Here is a 20,875-nt window from a genome sequence, read left to right on the forward strand (position 1 = left end):
CGGAGCGATGGAGAACGAGCAGAAGCTTCGCGATTACCTGAGGCGCGCGACCGTCGAGCTGGCGGAGACGCGTCAGCGGCTGGTTGAGGATCAGGGGCGCAGGCATGAGCCGGTGGCGATCGTGGGGATGGCGTGTCGTTTTCCGGGTGGGGTGGGTGGTCCGGAGGAGTTGTGGGATCTGGTGGCGTCCGGGGGGGATGCGATCGGGGAGTTTCCGGTGGATCGGGGGTGGGATCTGGAGGGGTTGTTCGATCCGGATCCGGAGGTGGTGGGGAAGTCGTATACGCGTCATGGGGGGTTCGTGTATGACGCGGGTGAGTTCGATGCGGCGTTCTTCGGGATGAGTCCGCGTAGTGCGTTGGCGACGGATCCGCAGCATCGGTTGTTCTTGGAGTCGTGCTGGGAGGCGTTGGAGCGGGCGGGGATCGATCCGGTGACGCTGCGGGGCAGCCGTACCGGCGTCTACGCCGGCAGCATGTACGAGCACTACTCCACCCGATTCCTGCACAAGGCGCCGGAGTCGGTCGAAGGCACCCTGTTCACCTCCAGCGCGTCCAGCGTCCTGGCGGGCCGCGTCTCCTACACCCTCGGCCTGGAGGGCCCGGCCCTCACCACCGACACCGCCTGCTCCTCCTCCCTGGTCGCGCTGCACCTGGCGGTGCAGGCCCTGCGACGCGGCGAGTGCTCGATGGCCCTGGCGGGCGGCGTGTCGGTGATGGCGACGCCCGCGCCGTTCGTGGAGTTCTCGCGCCAGCGCGCGCTGGCCCCCGACGGCCGCTGCAAGTCCTTCTCCTCGACCGCCGATGGCGCGGCGTGGGCGGAGGGTGTCGGGGTGCTGGTGCTGGAGCGGTTGTCTGAGGCGCGGCGCAACGGCCGGCGGATCCTGGCGGTGGTGCGCGGTTCGGCGGTGAACCAGGACGGCGCCTCCAACGGGATGACCGCGCCGAGCGGCCCGGCCCAGGAGCGGGTGATCCGTCAGGCGCTGGCCGACGCGTTGCTGGACACGCGGGACATCGACGTCGTGGAAGCGCACGGCACCGGCACCACACTGGGCGACCCGATCGAGGCGCAGGCGTTGCTGGCCACGTACGGGCGTGGTCGTCCGGCGGAGCGGCCGGTGTGGCTGGGCTCGTTGAAGTCGAACATCGGGCACACCCAGGCTGCCGCCGGGGTGGCCGGTGTGATCAAGATGGTCAAGGCGCTGGAGCACCGGACGATGCCGCCGACGCTGCACGTCAAGGAGCCGACCCCGCACGTGGACTGGGAGTCCGGTGGGGTGCGGCTGCTGACCCAGGCGGTGGAGGTGCCGGGCGAGCGTCCGTTGCGGGCCGGGGTCTCCTCGTTCGGGGTCAGCGGTACGAACGCGCACGTGATCCTGGAGGGCGCGCCGGCCGAGCCGGAGGTGCCGGCCGGTGACGGTCCGCTGGTGTGGCCGGTGTCCGCCAGGTCGGCGGAGTCGTTGCGGGCACAGGCGGCGCGGCTGGTCGCGTACGCGGAAAACGCCTCTGACCGGGACCTGCCAGGCGCGGGCCGGGCGCTGGCCCGGCGCGCGAGCTTCGAACACCGAGCCGTGATCGTGGCCGGGGACCGGCGGGAGCTGCTGGCGGGGCTGGCCGCGCTGGCGGAAGGCGGGTCCGACGCCGCGGTGGTGAGCGGGGTCGCGGCTCCCAACGTCCAGCCGGTGTTCGTGTTCCCCGGTCAGGGCTCGCAGTGGGCGGGCATGGCCGTGGACCTCCTGGACGAGGACGAGACGTTCCGGGCCGCCCTCCGCCGCTGCGAGGAGGCGCTGCGCCCGCACACCGGCTGGTCGGTCGAGGACGTGCTGCGCGGCGCGCCCGGCGCGCGGTCCCTGGACGGCACCGACGTGATCCAGCCCGTCCTGTTCGCGGTCATGGTCGCGCTGGCCGAGCTGTGGCGCTCCCTCGGCGTGCGGCCGTCCGCGGTGCTCGGCCACTCCCAGGGCGAGATCGCCGCCGCGTACGTCGCGGGCGCGCTCTCGCTGGAGGACGCCGCCAAGGTCGTGGCCCTGCGCAGCCAGGTGCTGACCCGGCTCGGCGGCACCGGCGGCATGCTCGCCGTGGCGCTGCCCGCGGCCAGGGCCCAGGAGCGGATCGAACCGTGGGCGGACCGGCTGTGGGTGGCCGTGCACAGCAGCCCCACCGGCTCGGTGGTGGCAGGAGAGGTCGCCGCCCTGGAGGAGTTCGCCGCCACGTGCGAGAACACCGTGCGGGTGCGCCGCATCGCGGTCGACTACGCCTCCCACACCCCGCACGTCGAGGCGCTGCGCGACGAGCTGATGGCCGCGCTGCGCGACGTGCGGCCGCGCGCCGCCGACGTCCGCTTCTGCTCCGCCCTCGCCGGCGCGTTCATCGACCCGGCCGAGCTGACCACCCGCTACTGGTACGACAACCTGCGCAACCCGGTACGGTTCGAGCAGGCCGTCAGTGCCGTCGCCGGAGCGGGCACCCCGCTGTTCGTCGAGGTCAGCCCGCATCCGGTGCTGGGCCCCGACACCGAGGCCATCTGCGAGGCCGCCGGCGTGCCCGCGGGCGTCTGCCACACGCTGCGGCGCGACACGGGCGACCGTCGCCGCTTCCTCACGGCGCTGGCCCACGCCTGGGTGCTCGGCGCCAAGGTCTCCTGGAGCGACGCGCTGCCCTCCGCGCCGCGTCCCCGCCACGAGCCGCCGACCTACGCCTTCGCCCGGCGCAGGTTCTGGCTCACCGGCGACCAGACCGGCCCCGTGTCCGGCGCGGGCATCGACGGCTCCCGCCACCCGCTGCTCGACGCCGTCGTGCCGGTGGCCGGGGACGGCTACGTGCTCACCGGCCGGATCTCCCTGCGCGGCGCTCCCTGGCTGGCGGGCCACGCGGTCGCGGGCCGCGTACTGCTTCCCGGCGCCGCCTTCGCCGACCTGGCCCTGGAAGCCGGCGCCCAGGCGGGCTGCGCCCGGCTCGACGAACTGGTCATCGAGGCTCCGCTGTTCCTTCCCGAGCAGGGCGCGGTCACCGTACAGATCACCGTCGACCCCCCGGACGCGGGACGGCGCCAGATCGCCGTCTACTCCCGCACCGGCGACGAGGACGACGCCTGGACCCGCCACGCCTCCGGTGTGCTCGCCGGGGACGTCCCGGGCCGTGGTGCGTGCGAGTGGGCCGGGGTGTGGCCACCCGTCGACGCGGTGGTGGTGGAGGTCGAGGGGGGTTACGAGCGGCTGGGGGAGCGGGGTTACGAGTACGGTGCGGCGTTCCAGGGGTTGCGGGCGTTGTGGCGTCGTGGTGAGGAGCTGTTCGCGGAGGTGGTGGCGCCGGAGGGCGTGGACGTGACCGGCTTCGGCGTCCATCCCGCCCTGCTGGACGCGTCCTTCCACCCCCTCGTGCTGGCCGTGGAGGACGACGAGTTGCGGCTGCCGTTCGCGTTCGGTGACGTCCGCCTGCACGCCTCGGAGTCCGCCGCGCTGCGCGTACGCCTCACGACCACCGGCGAGGACGCCGTCGTCGAGGTGGCCGACACCGACGGCGCGCCGGTCCTGTCCATCGGCGCACTGCGCGCACGACCCGCCGACGTCCGCCCGTCCGCCTCGACCGGTCTGCCGCTGTACGGGGTGGAGTGGGCCGAGGCGGCTCCCGCCGCGCCTGGCTCGGTGGAGCCGGAGGTGGTGTGGTGTGTGAGCGGGTCGGCGGACGTTCCGGTGGCGGTTCGGGAGCTGACCTCGCGCGTGCTTGCGGCGGTGAAGGGTGCCGGGGCGTCGCCGGTCGTGTTCGCGACGCAGCCGGGGGATGTGGCCGGTGCGGCGGTGTGGGGGCTGGTGCGGTCGGCGCAGAGTGAGCAGCCGGGCCGGTTCGTGCTGGCAGAGGCGCCGGAAGGGTTCTCCGGCTGGGACGCGGTCCTGGCTTCGGGCGAGCCCCAGGTACGGGTGATCGACGGACAGATCCTGGCCCCCCGCCTGACCCGCCGCCCGGCAACCACCACTTCCGCCACCCCCAATCAGACCTCTGCCCCAGCTTCCGACCAGACCTCTGCGTCGGCCTCCGGCCGGCTGCTCGCTGTGGCGTCCGCTGGGGTTTCTTCCGGGATGGCTGGTGCGGCGTCGGGCGGGGCTTCTTCCGCCCGGCCGGGTGCGGTGCTGGTGACCGGGGGGACCGGTGGGCTGGGGGCGCTGGTGGCGCTGCGGCTGGTGGAGCTGCACGGGGTGCGGGATCTGGTGCTGGTATCTCGGCGCGGGCCTCGGGCCGAGGGTGCGGCGGAGCTGGTGGCCAAGCTGGAAGGGGCAGGTGCCCGGGTGCGGGTGGTGGCCTGCGACGTGTCCGACCGTGCGCAACTCGCGGACGTGGTGGCGTCGGCCGGGCCGCTGGCCGGTGTGGTGCACGCCGCCGGGGTGCTGGACGACGGGCTGGTGGAAGGGCTGACCCCGGAGCGGATCAGCGGAGTGCTGGGGCCGAAGGCGGATGCCGCGTGGTTCCTGCACGAGCTGACCCGGGACTCCGAGCTGGACTTCTTCGTGCTGTTCTCCTCGCTGGCCGGGGTGCTGGGCAACGCGGGCCAAGGTAGCTACGCGGCGGCGAACGCGTTCCTGGACGGATTGGCCGCCGCCCGGCGCGCGGCCGGGCTGCCGGCGGTCTCCGTGGCCTGGGGGCTCTGGGACGTGGAGTCCGGCATGACCGGCGCCATGGGCGCGGCGGACAAGGCGCGGCTGGCCCGCGCGGGGGTCGCGCCGCTCGCGGTGGAGGAAGGGCTGGCGCTGTTCGACGCCGCCCTCGCGGACGCGGAATCCGGAGTGGTGGCCGCCCGCTGGGATCCCGCCGGTCTGCGGGCGCGGGCGGAGAACGGTGAACTGCCCGGAATGCTGCGCGGCCTCGTACGCGTGCCGCGCCGTGCGGCGGGAGCCGGGGCCGGGAACGCGGGCCCGCTGGCGGCCCGGCTGCCGGCGCTGGGCAGGGACGAGGCGCTGCGACTGCTCACCGACACCGTACGAGACCACGTCGCGGCCGTGCTCGCCCACGGCGACCCCGCCCAGGTGGACGTGGACCAGGCGTTCAACCAGCTCGGCTTCGACTCACTGACGGCCGTCGAACTCCGCAACCGGCTCAACACCGACACCGGGCTGCGGCTGCCCGCGACCCTGGTCTTCGACCAGCCCACGGTCCGCTCGCTCTCGGCGTACCTGGCCGGAGTGCTCGTCCCGGCGCCGCCCTCGGCCGAGGACACCCTGCGCACCGCCCTGGAACGGGTCGACGACCTGCTGGCCGCGGCCAACGGCGAGGCGGAGAGCATGCGCGACCGGCTCGCCACCATCCTCCAGGGCGCGCTCACCAAGCTCGGCGGCGGCGGACAGCACGATGTCGGCGGCGTCATGGAGAAGATCGACTCCGCTTCCGACGAGGAGATCTTCGCCCTGATCGACAACGACCTGTGACCCATGACCACCTCGACCGGAAAGGCACGAAAGATGGGGACAGAGGACAAGCTCCGCGCCTACCTCAAGCGCGCCACGGTCGAGCTGGCCCAGGCGCGCGGCCGGCTCGCCGAGGCGGAGGAGCGCGCCCACGAGCCCATCGCGATCGTCGGCATGGCCTGCCGCTATCCCGGCGGCGGCGACACGGCCGAGGGCCTCTGGGAGCTGCTCAGCGAGGGCCGCAGCGCGGTGCGCGAGGTGCCGGCGAGCCGCTGGGACATCGACGACTACTACCACCCCGACCCGCGCACCCCCGGCGGCGTCTACACCAGGTACGGCACCTTCCTGGACGACATCACCGGCTGGGACGCCGAGTTCTTCGGCCTCTCGCCGCGCGAGGCGCTGCGCATGGACCCCCACCAGCGCCTGCTGCTGGAGCTGGTGTGGGAGGGCCTGGAGAACGCGGGCCTGTCGCCCGCGCGGCTGGCCGGCAGCCGCACCGGCGTGATGATCGGGCTCATGGACACCCTGCAGTACGGCCGGCTGCAGATCGAGAGGCAGGGCGGCGCCGCGCTCGCCGACCCCTACCTGGGCCAGGGCTCGGTGCCCAGCGTCGCGGCCGGGCGCATCGCGTACCAGCTCGACCTGAACGGCCCCACCCTCACGGTCGACACCGCCTGCTCCTCGTCGCTCATCGCGGTCCACCTGGCCTCCGAGAGCCTGCGCAGGGGCGAGTGCGACCTGGCCGTCGCCGCGGGCGCCTCGCTGACCATGCACCCGTCCCTCTACATCCAGGCGTGCGCGGGCCTGATGATGTGCTCCGACGGCCGGTGCAAGACCTTCGACGAGAGCGCCGACGGCTACGTCATGGGCGAGGGCGGCGGCCTGGTCGTGCTGGAGCGGCTGTCCAGCGCCGTCGCCGCGGGCCGCCGCATCCACGCCGTGCTGCGCGGCTCGGCGGTCAACCAGGACGGGCGCAGCAACGGGCTCACCGCCCCGAGCCGGCGCGCGCAGGCCGACGTGATCGGCCGCGCGCTCGCCGCCGCCCGCGTCTCACCGGACGACGTCGCCTACGTGGAGGCGCACGGCTCCGGCACCCGACTCGGGGACGCCATCGAGCTGTCCGCGCTGCACGACGTCTTCGGCCGCCGCTCGCCCGACCGGCCGCTGCGCGTCGGCGCGATCAAGACCAACATCGGCCACACCCAGGCCGCGGCCGGAGTCGCCGGTCTCATCAAGTCAGTCCTGATCCTGAAAAATGGGCAGATTCCGCCCAGCCTGCACCTGACCAACCCGGCCGCCGCCTTCCCCGAGAACGGCGCCATCCGCCCGGTCACCGGCCTGGAGCCGTTGCCCCAGGGGGACGGGCCCGCCCTGGCCGGAGTCAGCTCGTTCGGGCTGTCCGGCACCAACGCCCACCTGATCGTGGAGAAGGCGCCCCCGCCCGCCCCGCCCGAGACGCCGGCGCGCGACACCGTCCACCTCCTGCCGCTGTCGGCCGGCAGCGCCGCCGCGCTGCGCGAGCAGGCCACCCGGCTGGCGGACTGGGTGAGCGCCCACCCCGCTGCGACCGTGCCCGACCTCGCCCACACGCTGCAGACCGGCCGGGCCGAGCTGGACCACCGCCGCGCCCTGGTCTGCGCCGATCTGGACGACGCCGTACGCGGGCTGCGCGCCGCCGCCGACAGCGGCGGGGGCCACCGGGTGAAGGGCCGGCCCCGCGTCGCGTTCCTGCTCCCCGGGGTCGGCGACCAGTACGCGGGACTCGGCCGGGAGCTGTACGCCAAGGAACCGGTGTACGCCGAGGCGGTGGACAGCTGCGTCGAGCTGGTCCTGCGCCGCTCGGGCACGGACCTGCGGCCCCTGTTCCTCGCTGAGACCTCGGCCGCCCCCGGCGATCTCGCCGCCCTGCTCGGCCGCACCGGCGAGGCGCCCGAGGCTCCCGGGCCCCTGGACCACGCCGAGGTGGCCCACCCCTTCCTCTTCACCGCCGAGTACGCGCTGGCGCGGCTGCTCGGGCACTGGGGCGTCACCCCGGACCTGCTCATCGGCTACAGCCTCGGCGAGTACGTGGCCGCGTGCCTGGCCGGGGTCTTCACCCTGGAGGACGCGCTGCACGTCGTGCTCGAACGGGCGCACCTGATCAACGCCGTGCCCGCCGGGCGGATGATCGCCGTCGCCGCGCCCGAGGAGCGCATCGTCCCCGTGCTCGTGAGCGGCGGGATCGACGTGGACGTCGCCGCGGGCAACGGGCCGTCGATGACCGTGCTGAGCGGAAGCCCCGCCGAGATCGAGGCGGCGTCGGCCGCCCTGGCCGGGGAGGGCATCGCCTGCCGGGCGCTGCGCTCCGCCCACGCCTTCCACTCCAGGCTGCTGCAGCCGGCCAGGGAGAAGCTCGCCGCGGTGCTCGACACCGTGCCGAGGCGGGCGCCGGCCGTCCCCGTCGTCTCCAACCTCACCGGCCTGCCGCTCACCGCCGAGCAGGCCACCGGCACCTCCTACTGGGCCGACCAGCTCGTCAGCACGGTCCGCTTCGCCGACGGCGTGCGCCACTGCGTGGACCAGGACGTGGACGCGTTCGTCGAACTCGGCCCCGGCCAGACGCTCGGCGGGCTGGTCAGGCAGAACCTGGCCGGCGGCTCCGGCGTCGCCGTGCTCGGCACCCTGCCGCCCCGCTGGACCGGCGGCGCTCCCCGCGACCCCCACGAGGAGCTGCTCCGGACCTGCGCCCGGCTCTGGGAGCTCGGCGCCGAGGTCACCTGGGAACGCACCCGCGCCGGCGCGGGCCGCGTGCTCAGCCTGCCCACGTACCCCTTCCAGCGCGCCCGCTTCTGGCCCGACCGGACCACCGCTCACGGAGCTCCCGCTGGGTCAGATGCCGCCCGGGGTCCCGCAGCCACCGGCTCGGACGCCGATCAGTACACCGCGTCCGCTGGGCCGGACGCGGACCGGCACGCCGAGCCCGCGGACTACACCTTCGTCCCCTCCTGGCGGCAGGATCCGGTCCGGGAAGCGCCCGCGGCCGGTCTGGACCTGACCGGTCCGCTCGTCGTGTTCGCCGACTCCGGCGGTGTGGGCGCGGCGCTCGCCGACCTGGCCGGCGCCTCCGTGGTCGAGGTGGTCGCGGGCGACGGGCCGCCGCGCCGCGAAGGCCGCCGCCTGACCCTCGACCCCGCCGTCCCCGCCCACTACGGGGCCGTCTTCGCCGACCTGCCGTCCGACGGACCCGTGCACGTCGCGTACCTGTGGAGCCTGGACGCCGGGACCGGCGGCCTCCCCGGCGACGAGGAACTCCGGACAGCCGTCGCCCGCGGCTTCGACAGCCTCATGCTGGCCATCCAGGCACTGGGCGACCTGCCCGCCGAGCGGGAAGTGCGGCTGGTGACAGTGACCGGCGGCGCCGCCGAGATCCTCAGCGGCGACATCCCCGCCCCCCACCAAGCCCTGGCCCACGGTCTCGGCCGCGCGGCCAGGCACGAGTACCCCGCCCTGAACTGGCGAGGCCTCGACCTCGACCCCGAAACCGTCGGCACACCCGCCCACGGACCGGCCCCGGAAGCCGGCACGGCGGCGGGGCAGGTCGCTCGTGAGCTGCTTCGCGAGTGGGACTCCGGCGCGGCGGACGACGATCCGGTGGCCGGGTGGCGGCGCGGGCGGCGCTGGGTGCGGGCGTGGGCCGAGGTCACCGCAGAGCCGCCGGCGTCCCCGGTGTGGCGGGCCGACGGCTCGTACCTGATCACGGGCGGGACACGCGGGCTGGGCATGGCGCTCGCCAAGCATCTCGTACGGGCGGGCGTACGGCGGCTCGCCCTGGTCGGCCGCACCCCGCTGGACCGCGAAGCGGGCGGCGAGCGGGCGGAGGGCGTCGAGCGGACCCTGCGTGACGTCGCCGAACTGGAGGCCAGCGGGGCGGAGGTGCTGCTGCTCACCGCCGACGCCGGGGTGCCCGAGCAGCTCAGGGAGGCGCTGCGGCGCGGCAGGGAGCGGTTCGGCTCCCTGACCGGCGTGGTCCACGCCGCCGGGCTGCCCGCCGCCGGCCTGCTGAGCCGGCGCACCGTCGCCGAGGCCGGCCGGGTGCTCGCGCCCAAGGTGCTGGCCATGGGGCCGCTGGCCGAGCTGGTCGGCCCCGCGACCCCGGCCGCCGAACGCCCGGAACTGCTCGTGCTGTACTCCTCCGCGGTCACCGCGTTCGGCGGCATCGGCGAGGGCGACTACTGCGCCGCCAACACCGTCCTGGACGCGTACGGTGACGCGCTGGCCGCCACAGCCCCGTCGACCAGGGTCGTGTCGGTCGCCTGGGGCCCCTGGCAGCACGACGTGTGGCAGTCGGAGAACCTCAAGTCGGCGGGCGGGCTGGCCGACCGGGTGGCCGCCTACCGCGCCCGGTACGGCTTCGCCGAGGACGCCGGCTGCGCCCTGCTGGACCGGATCGTGGCAGGCGGCCACGGCAACGTGATGGCGGTGCGACAGCCGCTGCGCGAGGTGCTGGCCGCCTGGACGGGCATGCTCGACCTGGACGACCTGGTCGGCGCCGCCTCCGCCGTACCCGAAGGGGAGCGGTTCCCGCGCCCGCAGCTGCGCACCGACTTCGCCGCGCCGCGCACCGCCGCGGAGGCCGAGATGGCCGAGCTGTGGGGCGCCTACCTGGGCATCGACGGCGTCGGCGTGCACGACCCGTTCTTCGACCTCGGCGGCAACTCGCTGGTCGGCATGGCCATGGTGCTCGCGATCGAGCAGCGGCTGGGGCGCCCGGTGCCGCCCGCGCTGCTGTTCGAGCACCCGACGATCGCGGAGTTCGCCGCCGCGCTCGACGGCGGCGGGGGCCGCCAGGAATCGCTCACCACGAGTTCGGCACGGGGGCAGCGGCGGCGCCGGGCCCGTTCCAGTAACCGGAAATGAGGCCGGAAATGAGGTCCGCAGACGTGATCGACGACATCGAGGCCGAGAGCTCCGGTACCGACATCGCCATCGTCGGCATGTCGGGCCGCTTCCCGGGGGCGTCCGACGTCGCCGAGCTGTGGTCCGCCATCCGGGCCGGCGTGTCCGGGATCACCCGCTTCACCGACGACGAGCTGCGCGCCGCCGGCGTCCCCGACGACCTGCTGGCCGACCCCGCGTACGTGAAGGCCGCGCCGGTGATCGAGGACGTCGAGCTGTTCGACGCGGCCTTCTTCGGGTTCAGCCCGAAGGAGGCGCAGATCCTCGACCCGCAGCACCGGCTGTTCCTGGAGCACAGCCACGCGGCCCTGGAGGACGCGGGCTGCGACCCCCGGCGCTTCGACGGCTCGATCGGGGTCTTCGGCGGCTGCGCGCACAGCTCGTACATGCAGAACAACCTGCTGCCCAGCGGCATCGGCGCGGTCATGGGCGACCTCGCGCTCGGGCTCGCCAACGACAAGGACTCGCTGACCACCCGCGTGGCGCACACGCTGGGGCTGTCCGGCCCGACCTACGGCGTGCAGAGCTACTGCTCGACGTCGCTGGTCGCGGTCTGCGCCGCCGCCACCAGCCTGGCCGGCTTCGAGTGCGACCTCGCCCTGGCCGGAGGCGTCGCGGTCAGCGTGCCGCAGCGCGTCGGCTACCTCTACCAGCAGGGCGGCATCTCCCCGCCGGACGGCGAGTGCCGCGCCTTCGACGCGACCGGACTCGGCGCCCCGCTCGGCAGCGGCGTCGGCGTGGTCGCGCTGCGCAGGCTGGAGGACGCGCTCGCCGACGGCGACCAGATCTACGCCGTCATGCGCGGCTGGGCGGTCAACAACGACGCCGGTCGCAAGGCCGGGTTCACCGCGCCCGGCGTGCAGGGCCAGGCCGCGGTGATGGCCGAGGCGCTGGCGAGCGCCGACCTGACGGCCGCCGACATCGACTACGTCGAGGCGCACGGCACCGGCACGGCGCTCGGCGACGCCGCCGAGCTGGCCGCGCTCCAGCAGGTCTTCCACGGGCAGTCGCTGCTGATCGGCTCGGTCAAGACCAACCTCGGCCACCTCGACCGGGCGGCCGGGGTCACCAACCTGATCAAGGCAGCGCTCGCGCTGCGCAACGACGAAATCCCGCCGACGCTCAACCTCACCGAGCCCAACCAGCAGCTCGGCGCCGGTGACGCCCGGCTGGAGGTGGTCACCCGGCGGCGCGCCTGGCCGCGCGAGTCGGGACACATCCGCCGGGCCGGGGTCAGCGCGTTCGGCATCGGCGGCACCAACGCGCACGTCGTGCTGGAGGAGGCGCCGCTGGTCCCGAGGACGGAGGAGGAGCCGCGCCCCGAACCGCTGGTGTGGTCGGCCCGCACGGCCGCCGCCGCCGACGAGATGACCGAACGCCTCGCCGCTCACCTGGCCGGGCCGCTCGGCGGGACGCGCCTCGCCGACGTGGCCCACACGCTGCAGAGCGGGCGGCAGGTCTTCGGCCACCGCAGGATGCTGGTGGCCTCGTCCACCGCCGAGGCCGCCGAAGGCATCCGCGACGGGGCGGTGCTGGGCCGGACGGAGAGCCGCGCCGACCGGCCCGTCGCCTTCCTCATCGCCGGGACCGGCGAGCAGTACCCGGGCATGGCCGCCGAGCTGTACCGCACCGAGCCCGTCTTCCGTAAGGCGCTCGACGAGTGCCGCACCGTCCTGCGGGGCCTGATGGGCGGGACCGACCCGCTCGCCGAGATGCTGGCCCCGCGCGCCGAGGCCGGCGGTCTGGGCGCGCTGCTCGGCCGCGGCCCGGCCGCCGCGGCGACCCCGACCGCCGTGCTCCAGCCCGCGCTGTTCGCGGTCGAGTACGCGCTCGCCACCCTCGTGCAGTCGTGGGGCGTGCGGCCCGCCATCCTGGCCGGCTACAGCCTCGGGGAGTACGTCGCCGCGTGCCTGGCCGGGGTGCTGTCGCCGGAGTCGGCGCTGGCCCTGGTGGCGCACCGCGCGCGGCTCATCGGCGCGCTGCCCGAAGGCTCGATGAGCGCCGTCCCGCTGTCGGCCGCCGAGGCCCGCGAGCGCCTGGCGCGGGCCGGGATCGCCGGCGTGGACGTCGCCGCCGTGAGCGGTCCCGAGCTGACCGTGCTGGCGGGCGAACCGCACGCCATGGCGGCCGTGCGGGCCCTGCTGGAGGCCGACGCGGTGCCGTGCCGGCCGCTGGCCACCACGCACGCCTTCCACTCGGCCATGATGGAGCCTCTCCGCGAGCCGCTCACGGCGTGGATCGCGGAGAACGTGACGCTGCGCGCGCCGCGCGTGCCGTACGTGTCCAACGTGACCGGCACCCTGGCCACCGCCGAGCAGGTCACCGACCCCGCCTACTGGGCCGAGCACATGTGCGCGCCCGTCCAGTTCGACGCCGTCCTGGCCACCCTGCTGCGGGAGGAGGACGAGGCGGCGCTGCTGGAGATCGGGCCCGGCCAGTCGCTCGGCGCGATGGCCCGGGGGCACCGCGACTGCGCCCGCGAGCGCTGGCCGCTGGTCGTCGGCACGCTGCCGGGCGCCCAGGACCCGCGCCCGGCCACCGCAGTGCTGGCCGAGGCCGTGGGGCGGCTCTGGCTGGCGGGCGTGCCGGTCGACTGGGCCGGCTACCGCCAGGACCGGCCGGTCGCCAAGGTCGGCCTCCCCACCTACCCCTTCCAGCGCCTCCGCTACTGGGTCGACCCACCCGCTGCCGACCGCCCCGCCACCCCGCACGCCGCCGTCCCTGGTGCCGCCACACGCACCGCCGCCGATCCCGCCTCGGGCGCTGCCTCCGGTACCGCGTCGGGCGTCCTCTCCGGTGCCGCTTCAGGCGCCGTCCGAGGGGCTGTCTCCGGCGATGGGTCCGAGCCGCATGTGCGGTTGATGGCCGCGCGGTGGACGGCCGCGCCGGAGTCGCCGCCCCCGTCCGTGCCGGTTGCCCGCTGCGTGCTGCTGGCGGGCCGCGCCGAGGTGGCCGGGGTTCTGGCCCGTACGCTCGACGCCGACGGGCTCGACGTGGTGACCGTCACCTCGTCGGACGCCTTCGCCGAGACGCCCGACGGTTACGCCATCGACCCCGGGTCGGCGGCCTGCCATGCCGAGCTGGCGGGACGGCTGGCCGATGGCGCCCCCACCGTCCTGGTGGACCTGCGCCTCCTCGACAGGGAAGATCCCTCCGCCGACGGCCGCGACGAGCTGCCGCCCCTGGCCCGCCTGCTCGACGCCTGGGGCGACTCCGGCGGCGGGGCCCGGATCATCCTGGCCACCTCGGGCGGCCAGGCCGTCACGGAGGGCGAGGTGCCCCACCCCGCCCAGGCCGCCGCCGCCGCCCTGCCGATGGTCGGCAACCAGGAGTACCTGAACCTCGACTGCGCCGCCGTGGACCTCGACCCGGCGGCGTCCCCCGCCGAGCTCGCCGCCGCCCTCGCCGCCGAGATCCGCCGCCCCTCCGGCGAGGTCTTCACCGCCTACCGCGACGGCCACCGCCTGATCCGCACCTTCACCCCCGACATCCCCGCCCAGGCACCCGAAGTCCCCGCCCAGGGTCCCGAAGCCCCCGCCCAGGGCCCCGAAGAGCCCGGCCAGGCTTACGGAGAGCCCGGGCCGGCGGCCGCGCGGTCGACTGGGCCCGCTACGGCGCCCTCGCGCGCAGCCGCGGAGGTCGGCGCGGGGTTCGCGTCGGAGCTCAGTCAGGCCGGGTTCACGGTTCGCCGGGGTGGGACGTATCTGATCACCGGTGGGCTCGGGGACGTCGGGTTGCTTGTGGCCGAGCACCTGGTCCGGGCCGGTGCGGGCCGGCTGATCCTGACGAGCCGGCGCGGGGTGCCCGAGGAGGACGGCGACCCCCGCAGGGAGGGGGTGCGCCGGTTGCGGGAGCTGGGCGCCGAGGTGCTCACCCCGGTGGTCGACGTGACGGACGCCGCCGCCATGCGCGCGATACTCGACGGCGACGTGCGGGTGGACGGCGTGGTGCACGCCGCCGCCGACACCGGCCAGGACACCTTCCGCCCGCTGCGCGACCTGGACGCCGAAGCCGTCGAGCGGCACTTCGCCGCCAAGGTGGGCGGCGCGCTGGTCCTGGAGCGGGTGCTGGACGAGCTGCCCGCCGACCGGGCGCCCGGCTTCTGCCTGCTGTTCTCGTCCACCTCCGCAGTGCTGGGCGGCATCGCCTTCGCGAGCTACGCGGCCGCCAACGCCGCGCTGACCGCGATCGGCCGCCGCAACCACTCCCGCCGCACCCGATGGCTGAGCGCCGCCTGGGACACCTGGTCGGTCACCCTCGGCCGGGTGGAAGGCGGCCTCGGCGCGGCGATGGCCGCCCACTCCATGACCGCCGAGCAGGCCCTCGCCGCCTTCGACGAGTTGCTGGCCGCCGCCCGGCCCAGCCTCGTGGTGGCGGCGGGCGGTCTGGACGACCGGCTGCCGCACGCCATGCCCGCCGACTTCACCGGCCCGGAAACGGGTGCGGGGAGCGGCGACCGGTTTCCCCGCCCGGAACTGCCCCAGCCCTACACCCCGCCGCTGTCCGCGGTGGAACGCGACCTGGCCGGCCTGTGGTCGGAGGTGCTCGGCGTCGAGCCGGTGGGCACCCGGGACAACTTCTTCGACCTGGGCGGCAATTCGCTGGTCGCGCTCCAGATGCTCGCGCTGGTGAAGAAGCGGTTCGGCGTCGCGGTGCCGACCGTCTCGCTGTTCGAGGCGCCGACCGTGGCCACCCTGGCGGCGATCCTCGACGAGCGCGGCGCGAACAAGCCGGCCGCCGCCCGGCCCGCGCTCCGCGTCGCCGAGGCGCCTCTCCGCGACGCGGGCGAGCCCGCCGACGACCGGCGGATCGCGATCGTCGGCATGGCCGGCCGCTTCCCGGGCGCGTCCGACGTCGGCCAGTTCTGGCGCAACCTGCGCGAAGGCGTCGAGTCCATCACGTTCTTCTCCGAGGAGGAGCTGCTCGCCGCCGGGGCCGACCCGGAGCAGATCAAGGACCCGGCGTACGTGCCCGCCCGGCCGGTGCTGGACGACATCAGCGGCTTCGACGCGTCCTTCTTCGGCATGAGCCCCCGGATGGCCGCGATCAACGATCCGCAGCAGCGCGCCTTCCTGGAGGTGTGCTGGGAGGCGCTGGAGCAGGCCGGGTACGCCGCCCCCGAGCACCGGGGCCGCGTCGGCGTGTTCGGCGGCGCCAACATCAGCACCTACCTGCTGCGGATGACCGACCACCTGCTCGGCGGTGGCCAGCAGGAGGTCAGCGACTTCGAGGTCATCATGGGCAACGACAAGGACGCCCTGACCACGACCGTCTCGTACCTGCTCGACCTGTACGGCCCGAGCGTGGCCGTACAGACCTTCTGCTCCACCTCACTGGTCGCCGCCCACCTGGCCGTGCGGAGCCTGCGCGACGGCGAGTGCGAGCTGGCGCTGGCGGGCGGCGTCTCGATCCGGGTGCCCGACCGGGTGGGCCACCTGTTCGGCCCCGGCGGGCAGGAGTCGCCGGACGGGCACGTGCGCGCCTTCGACGCCCGCGCCAGGGGCAGCATGTTCGGCGACGGCGCGGCGGCCGTGCTGCTGAAGCGGCTGCCCGACGCGGTGCGCGACGGCGACCACATCTGGGCGGTGATCCGCGGCTCCGCCATGAACAACGACGGCGCGCTCAAGGTCGGCTACACCGCGCCCAGCGTCGTCGGCCAGGCCCGGGTGATCGCCGACGCGATGGCCGACGCGGACGTCACCGGCGAGGACATCAGCTACGTCGAGGCGCACGGCACGGCCACCGAGCTGGGCGACCCGATCGAGGTGGCCGCGCTGACCCGCGCCTTCGGCCCCACCAGGGACAAGGGGTACTGCCCCATCGGGTCGGTGAAGACCAACGTCGGGCACCTGGACCGGGCGGCCGGCGCGAGCGGCCTGATCAAGACGTCGCTCGCGGCCCGCGAGGGCGTGATCCCGCCCAGCCTGCACTACACCAGCCCCAACCCTGACATCGACTTCGACGACAGCCCGTTCTACGTCAACGCCGAGCTGTCCCCGTGGCGCACCCGCGACGGACGCCCGCGCATCGCGGGCCTCAACTCCCTGGGCATGGGAGGCACCAACGTGCACATGGTCATCGAGGAGCCGCCCCGCCGGCCCGATCCGGGGCCGTCGGCCCGCCGCTACCAGGTGCTGCCCGTCTCGGCCCGCAACGCCCCCGCGGCCGACGCCGCGGTGCGGCGGCTCGGCGAGCACCTGGCCGCCGAGCCGGGCGCGCGGCTGGCCGACGTGGCCTACACGCTCCAGGCCGGGCGCAAGACGTTCGAGCACCGGCGGGCGCTGGTCGCCGCCGACGGCGCCGCCGCCGCGGCCGTCCTCGCCGGGTCGCGCCGGGAAGGGCTGCTGGGCCGGGTGGAGACCGTGCAGGGCCGCCGGACGGGCTTCCTGCTTGCGGGCGTCGGCGAGCAGTACCCCGGCCTGGCCGGCGACCTCTACCGGCACGAACCCGCCTTCCGCGCCGCGCTGGACGAGTGCCTGGCGCTGCTGGAGAACGACCTCGGCGACGCCGGCCTCGCCGACCTGCTGACCGGCGACCGCGAGGCGGGCGCCGACCTGGCCACCTTGCTCGGCCGTACGCCAGCCGGCGGGGCAAGCTCGAACGGCGCGCTCACGAACCGGTCGCCGGCCGGCGGGGAGGGCTCGAACGGCGCGCTACCGGGCCGGGCGTCCGCTGGTGATGAGGGGCGGAACGCGGCGCTGCAGCGTACTGAAGTGGTGCAGCCCGCGCTGTTCGCCGTCGAGTACGCGTTGGCGCGCACCTTGATGTCCTGGGGTCTGCAGCCCGCGATCATGCTGGGTTACAGCCTCGGCGAGTACGTCGCCGCCTGCCTCGCGGGAGTCCTGTCGCTGCCCGACGCCATCGCCCTGGTGACGCACCGGGCGCGGCTGATCTCGGGGCTGCCGCCGGGCGCCATGCTGGCGGTGTCGCTCCCGGCGGACGCCGTCCGCCGGCGTTTCCGGCTGGAGGAGCGCGGGCTCGACGTCGCCGCCGTGAACGGCCCAGGGACGGTCGTCGTCGCCGGGCCGGTGGACGCGGTCGAGTCGCTGGCCGCGGACCTGCGGGGGGCCGGGATCGCGTGCCGCCCGCTGGAGACCACCCACGCGTTCCACTCCCGCATGCTGGAGCCGCTGGGCGACGAGCTGACCCAGTGGATCAAGGCCGAGGTCACGCTCAACCCGCCCGCTCTCCCGTACGTCTCGAACGTGACCGGCACGCTGGCCGACGCCGAGCTGGTGTGCGACCCCGGTTACTGGGCCAGGCACATGTGCGCGACCGTACGGTTCCAGGACGGGATCGAGACGCTGCTGGCCGAGCCGGAGCTCGCCCTGGTCGAGATCGGCCCCGGACAGTCGCTGGGCGCGCTGGTGCGCGCGGGGGGCTGCCCGGCGGAGCGCTGGCCCCTGATCACCCACACGCAGCCCGCCGCGAGCGACACCAGGCCGGGCGACGAGGCGCTGGCGGACTGCCTCGCCCGGCTCTGGCTCGGCGGCGTCACCGTCGACTGGGACGCCTATCACGGGCGCGTCGAGGGCGCCGACCTCGCGGGGCTGCCCGGGCGGATCCCGCTGCCCACCTATCCGTTCCAGCGGCAGCGCTACTGGATCGACCCGCCCGCCCGGCGTGAGATCGACCGGGGGGCGGCCGAGCCTGAGGACCTGTTCGAGGCCATCACCAGCCTGCCCAAGCTGCCCGAGGACGAGTGGCTCTACCTGCCCGTGTGGCGGCAGACGGCGCCGCCCTCCCCGGCGGACCGTACGCCGGGCTCGTGGCTGGTCTTCACCCGCGACGGGCTCGCCGACGAGGTGCTGGCGGCCCTGCGCGGGACCGGCGCCGCCGTCACGCCGGTCCGCCCGGGCGAGGCGTACGCGGCCACCGCCGACGGCCACACGGTCAGGCCGGGCCACGTCGCCGACATGCTCGCCGTACTGCGCGACCTGCGCACCGCAGGACGGCCCCTGGAGCGGGTCCTGCACCTGTGGAACCTGGAGCCTGCGACGCACGAGCCCGGCGTCCAGGACACGGGCGTCCGTGACACCGACATCGCGTACGGTCTGCACACGCTTGTCGCGCTTGCCCGGGCGGCCGGTGAGTCCGGTATCGGTGAATGGTCGCTCGACGTGGCCGTAGCCGGGACCCAGCAGGTGCTGGGCGAGGAGGTGGCCCACCCCGCCGGCGCCACGCTGCTCGGGCCGTCCCTGGTGATCCCGCTGGAGTACCCAGGAGTGACCACCCGCCTGATCGACCTCCCGGCGGGCCCGTCCGCGCGCGACCTCAGCGGTCTGGCCGCCGAGCTCGCCCGCCCGCAGGAGGACCGCACGGTGGCGCTGCGCCACGGCCGCCGTTACGTCCCCGACTACGCCCGCATGCCCGCCCCGCCGCTCCCCGCCGGCCCGGCCGCCGACGCCACCGGGCTGCGCCGGGGAGGCGTCTACCTGATCACCGGCGGGCTGGGCGGCATCGCGCTCGGCCTGGCCGGGCACCTGGCCCGCGACTACGAGGCCAAGCTCGTGCTGCTGGCCAGGCGCGGCCTGCCACCGCGAGCCGACTGGCCCGCCGTCCTGTCCGGCGAGCGTCCCGCGGACGAGGTCACGCGGGACAGGGTGCGGCAGGTGACCGAGCTGGTCGCGCTGGGAGCGGAGGTCGAGGTCGTCACCGGCGACGCCGCGAGCGCCCGGGACGTGCGCCGGGCCGTCGAGGCGGCGGCCGAGCGCTTCGGCGCGCTGCACGGCGTGCTGCACGCCGCCGGCGTCCCGGCCATGGGACTGATGCAGTTCAAACGGCCCGAAGAGCTGGACGAGGTGCTCGCCCCCAAGATCGCCGGCACGCTGGCGCTGGCCGAGGCGCTGCGCGTCGGCCGGCCGGACGAGGTCGAGCTGGACCTCCTGGTGCTGTTCTCCTCCATCACCTCCGCCACCGGCGGCGGCCCCGGCCAGGTGGACTACTGCGCCGCCAACGCCTTCCTGGACGGCTACGCCTGCCGTCTCGCCGCGACCGGGCGCCGGGTGGTGTCCGTCGGCTGGGGCGAGTGGACGTGGAACGCCTGGGAGGCCGGGCTCGACGGGTACGAGGAGGCGCTGCGCGACTTCTTCAGGAAGAACCGGGCCCGCGTCGGGATCGGGTTCGCCGACGGCTGGCGTTCGCTGCTGCGGGCGCTGTCGACCGGCGAGCCGCGGGTCGTCGTGTCCACGCAGGACTTCCCCACGCTGGTGTCCGGCAGCTCCCGCTTCACCCTGGAGGCGGTCACCTCTCCCGCCATCGGCGGCGGCGGGGAGCGCCATCCCCGGCCCGAGCTGGTCACGTCCTACCAGGAGCCCGACGGCGCCACCGAGGAGGCCATCGCCGCGATCTGGGGCGAGTCGCTCCGGCTCGACCAGGTCGGCGTGCTGGACAACTACTTCGAACTGGGCGGCAACTCGCTGCTCGGCGTCGCCATCGTGGCCGCGGTCCGGCGCGCGTTCGAGCTGCCGGAGCTGCCGCCGCACATCCTCTACGAGGCGCCGACCGTGGCCGCGCTGAGCCGCACCGTCGACGCGCTCGTCTCGGGCGCGGCCACGGCCGCCTCCGACGGCGGCAGCCAGGTGCGGGCCCAGCTGCGGCGTTCGGGCCTGGAGGCCTCGGCCGCCCGCAGACGCCGCTGACCACCGGATCCAAGGAGCGAAACGATGAGCAGAACGGAGATGACATGACTGTGACCGGGGTGATCGGCGCCGGCGTCATGGGAGTCGGCGTCGCCCAGAACCTCGCCGCGACGGGGCACGACGTCGTGCTCGTCGACAAGGACGAGGAGACGCTCGCCGCCGCGCTGGCGGCCATCACGCGCAACACCCGGATGAGCCGCCTCATGGGCGGTCCCGCCCTGGACCCCGACGAGGTGCTGTCCAGGATCACCACCGCCGTCGGGGCCGCCGGCGCGGCCAAGGCGGAGATCGTCATCGAGAACGTGACGGAGAACTGGGACGTCAAGCGGGAGGTGTACGAGACGCTCGACGCCGAGTGCGGCCCCGGCACCGTCTTCGTGGTCAACACCTCCGCCATCCCGATCACCAAGGTCGCCGCCGTCACCGGCCGCCCCGACAGGGTGATCGGCGTGCACTTCATGAACCCGGTGCCGGCCAAGCCGGTCGTTGAGCTGATCCCCGGCTTCCACACCTCGCCGGAGACGATCGAGCGCACCGAGAACCTGCTGCGCGCCATGGGCAAGAAGGCCGTGCGCGTCAAGGACTCGTCCGGCTTCGTCTCCAACCGGGTGCTCATGCTCACCGTGAACGAGGCGGCCTACCTCGTGCACGAGGGCGTGGCGGACGCCGCGTCGGTGGACGAGGTGTTCCGCGGCTGCTTCGGCCACCCCATGGGACCGCTGGAGACCGCCGACCTGATCGGCGTCGACACGATCCTCTACAGCGTCGAGGTGCTCTACGAGCACTACGCCGACAGCAAGTACCGCCCCTGCCCGCTGCTGAAGCAGATGACGGACGCGGGGCTGCACGGCCGCAAGTCCGGCAGGGGTTTCTACACGTACGCGTCAACGAACTGAAAGGG

Annotated in this window: 4 protein-coding genes; all 4 read left to right on the forward strand. The window is 74.9% G+C overall.

From position 1 onward, the window contains the following. Window positions 1-7: 7 nt before the first annotated feature. From ACZ6YG_RS00465 to ACZ6YG_RS00480, 4 genes are read left to right on the forward strand one after another with little or no spacing between them, the layout of a single operon-like run. Window positions 8-5,416, forward strand: a complete 5,409-nt coding sequence (locus ACZ6YG_RS00465) for an SDR family NAD(P)-dependent oxidoreductase (protein ID WP_466016796.1) — start codon at window positions 8-10, stop codon at window positions 5,414-5,416. Between the two features lie 33 nt (window positions 5,417-5,449). After that, window positions 5,450-10,294, forward strand: a complete 4,845-nt coding sequence (locus ACZ6YG_RS00470) for a type I polyketide synthase (protein ID WP_466016797.1) — start codon at window positions 5,450-5,452, stop codon at window positions 10,292-10,294. A gap of 8 nt (window positions 10,295-10,302) precedes the next feature. Continuing rightward, window positions 10,303-19,974 carry a type I polyketide synthase gene (locus ACZ6YG_RS00475; RefSeq protein WP_466016798.1) on the forward strand — a complete coding sequence of 3,224 codons (9,672 nt, stop codon included), beginning with the start codon at window positions 10,303-10,305 and terminating at the stop codon, window positions 19,972-19,974. A 44-nt stretch (window positions 19,975-20,018) separates the two neighbouring features. Beyond that, a complete protein-coding gene (locus tag ACZ6YG_RS00480) occupies window positions 20,019-20,870 on the forward strand; it encodes a 3-hydroxyacyl-CoA dehydrogenase family protein (protein ID WP_148030048.1) in 852 nt (283 codons plus the stop codon). Window positions 20,871-20,875 lie beyond the last annotated feature (5 nt).

This window comes from Nonomuraea sp. NPDC054003 (assembly GCF_055585125.1).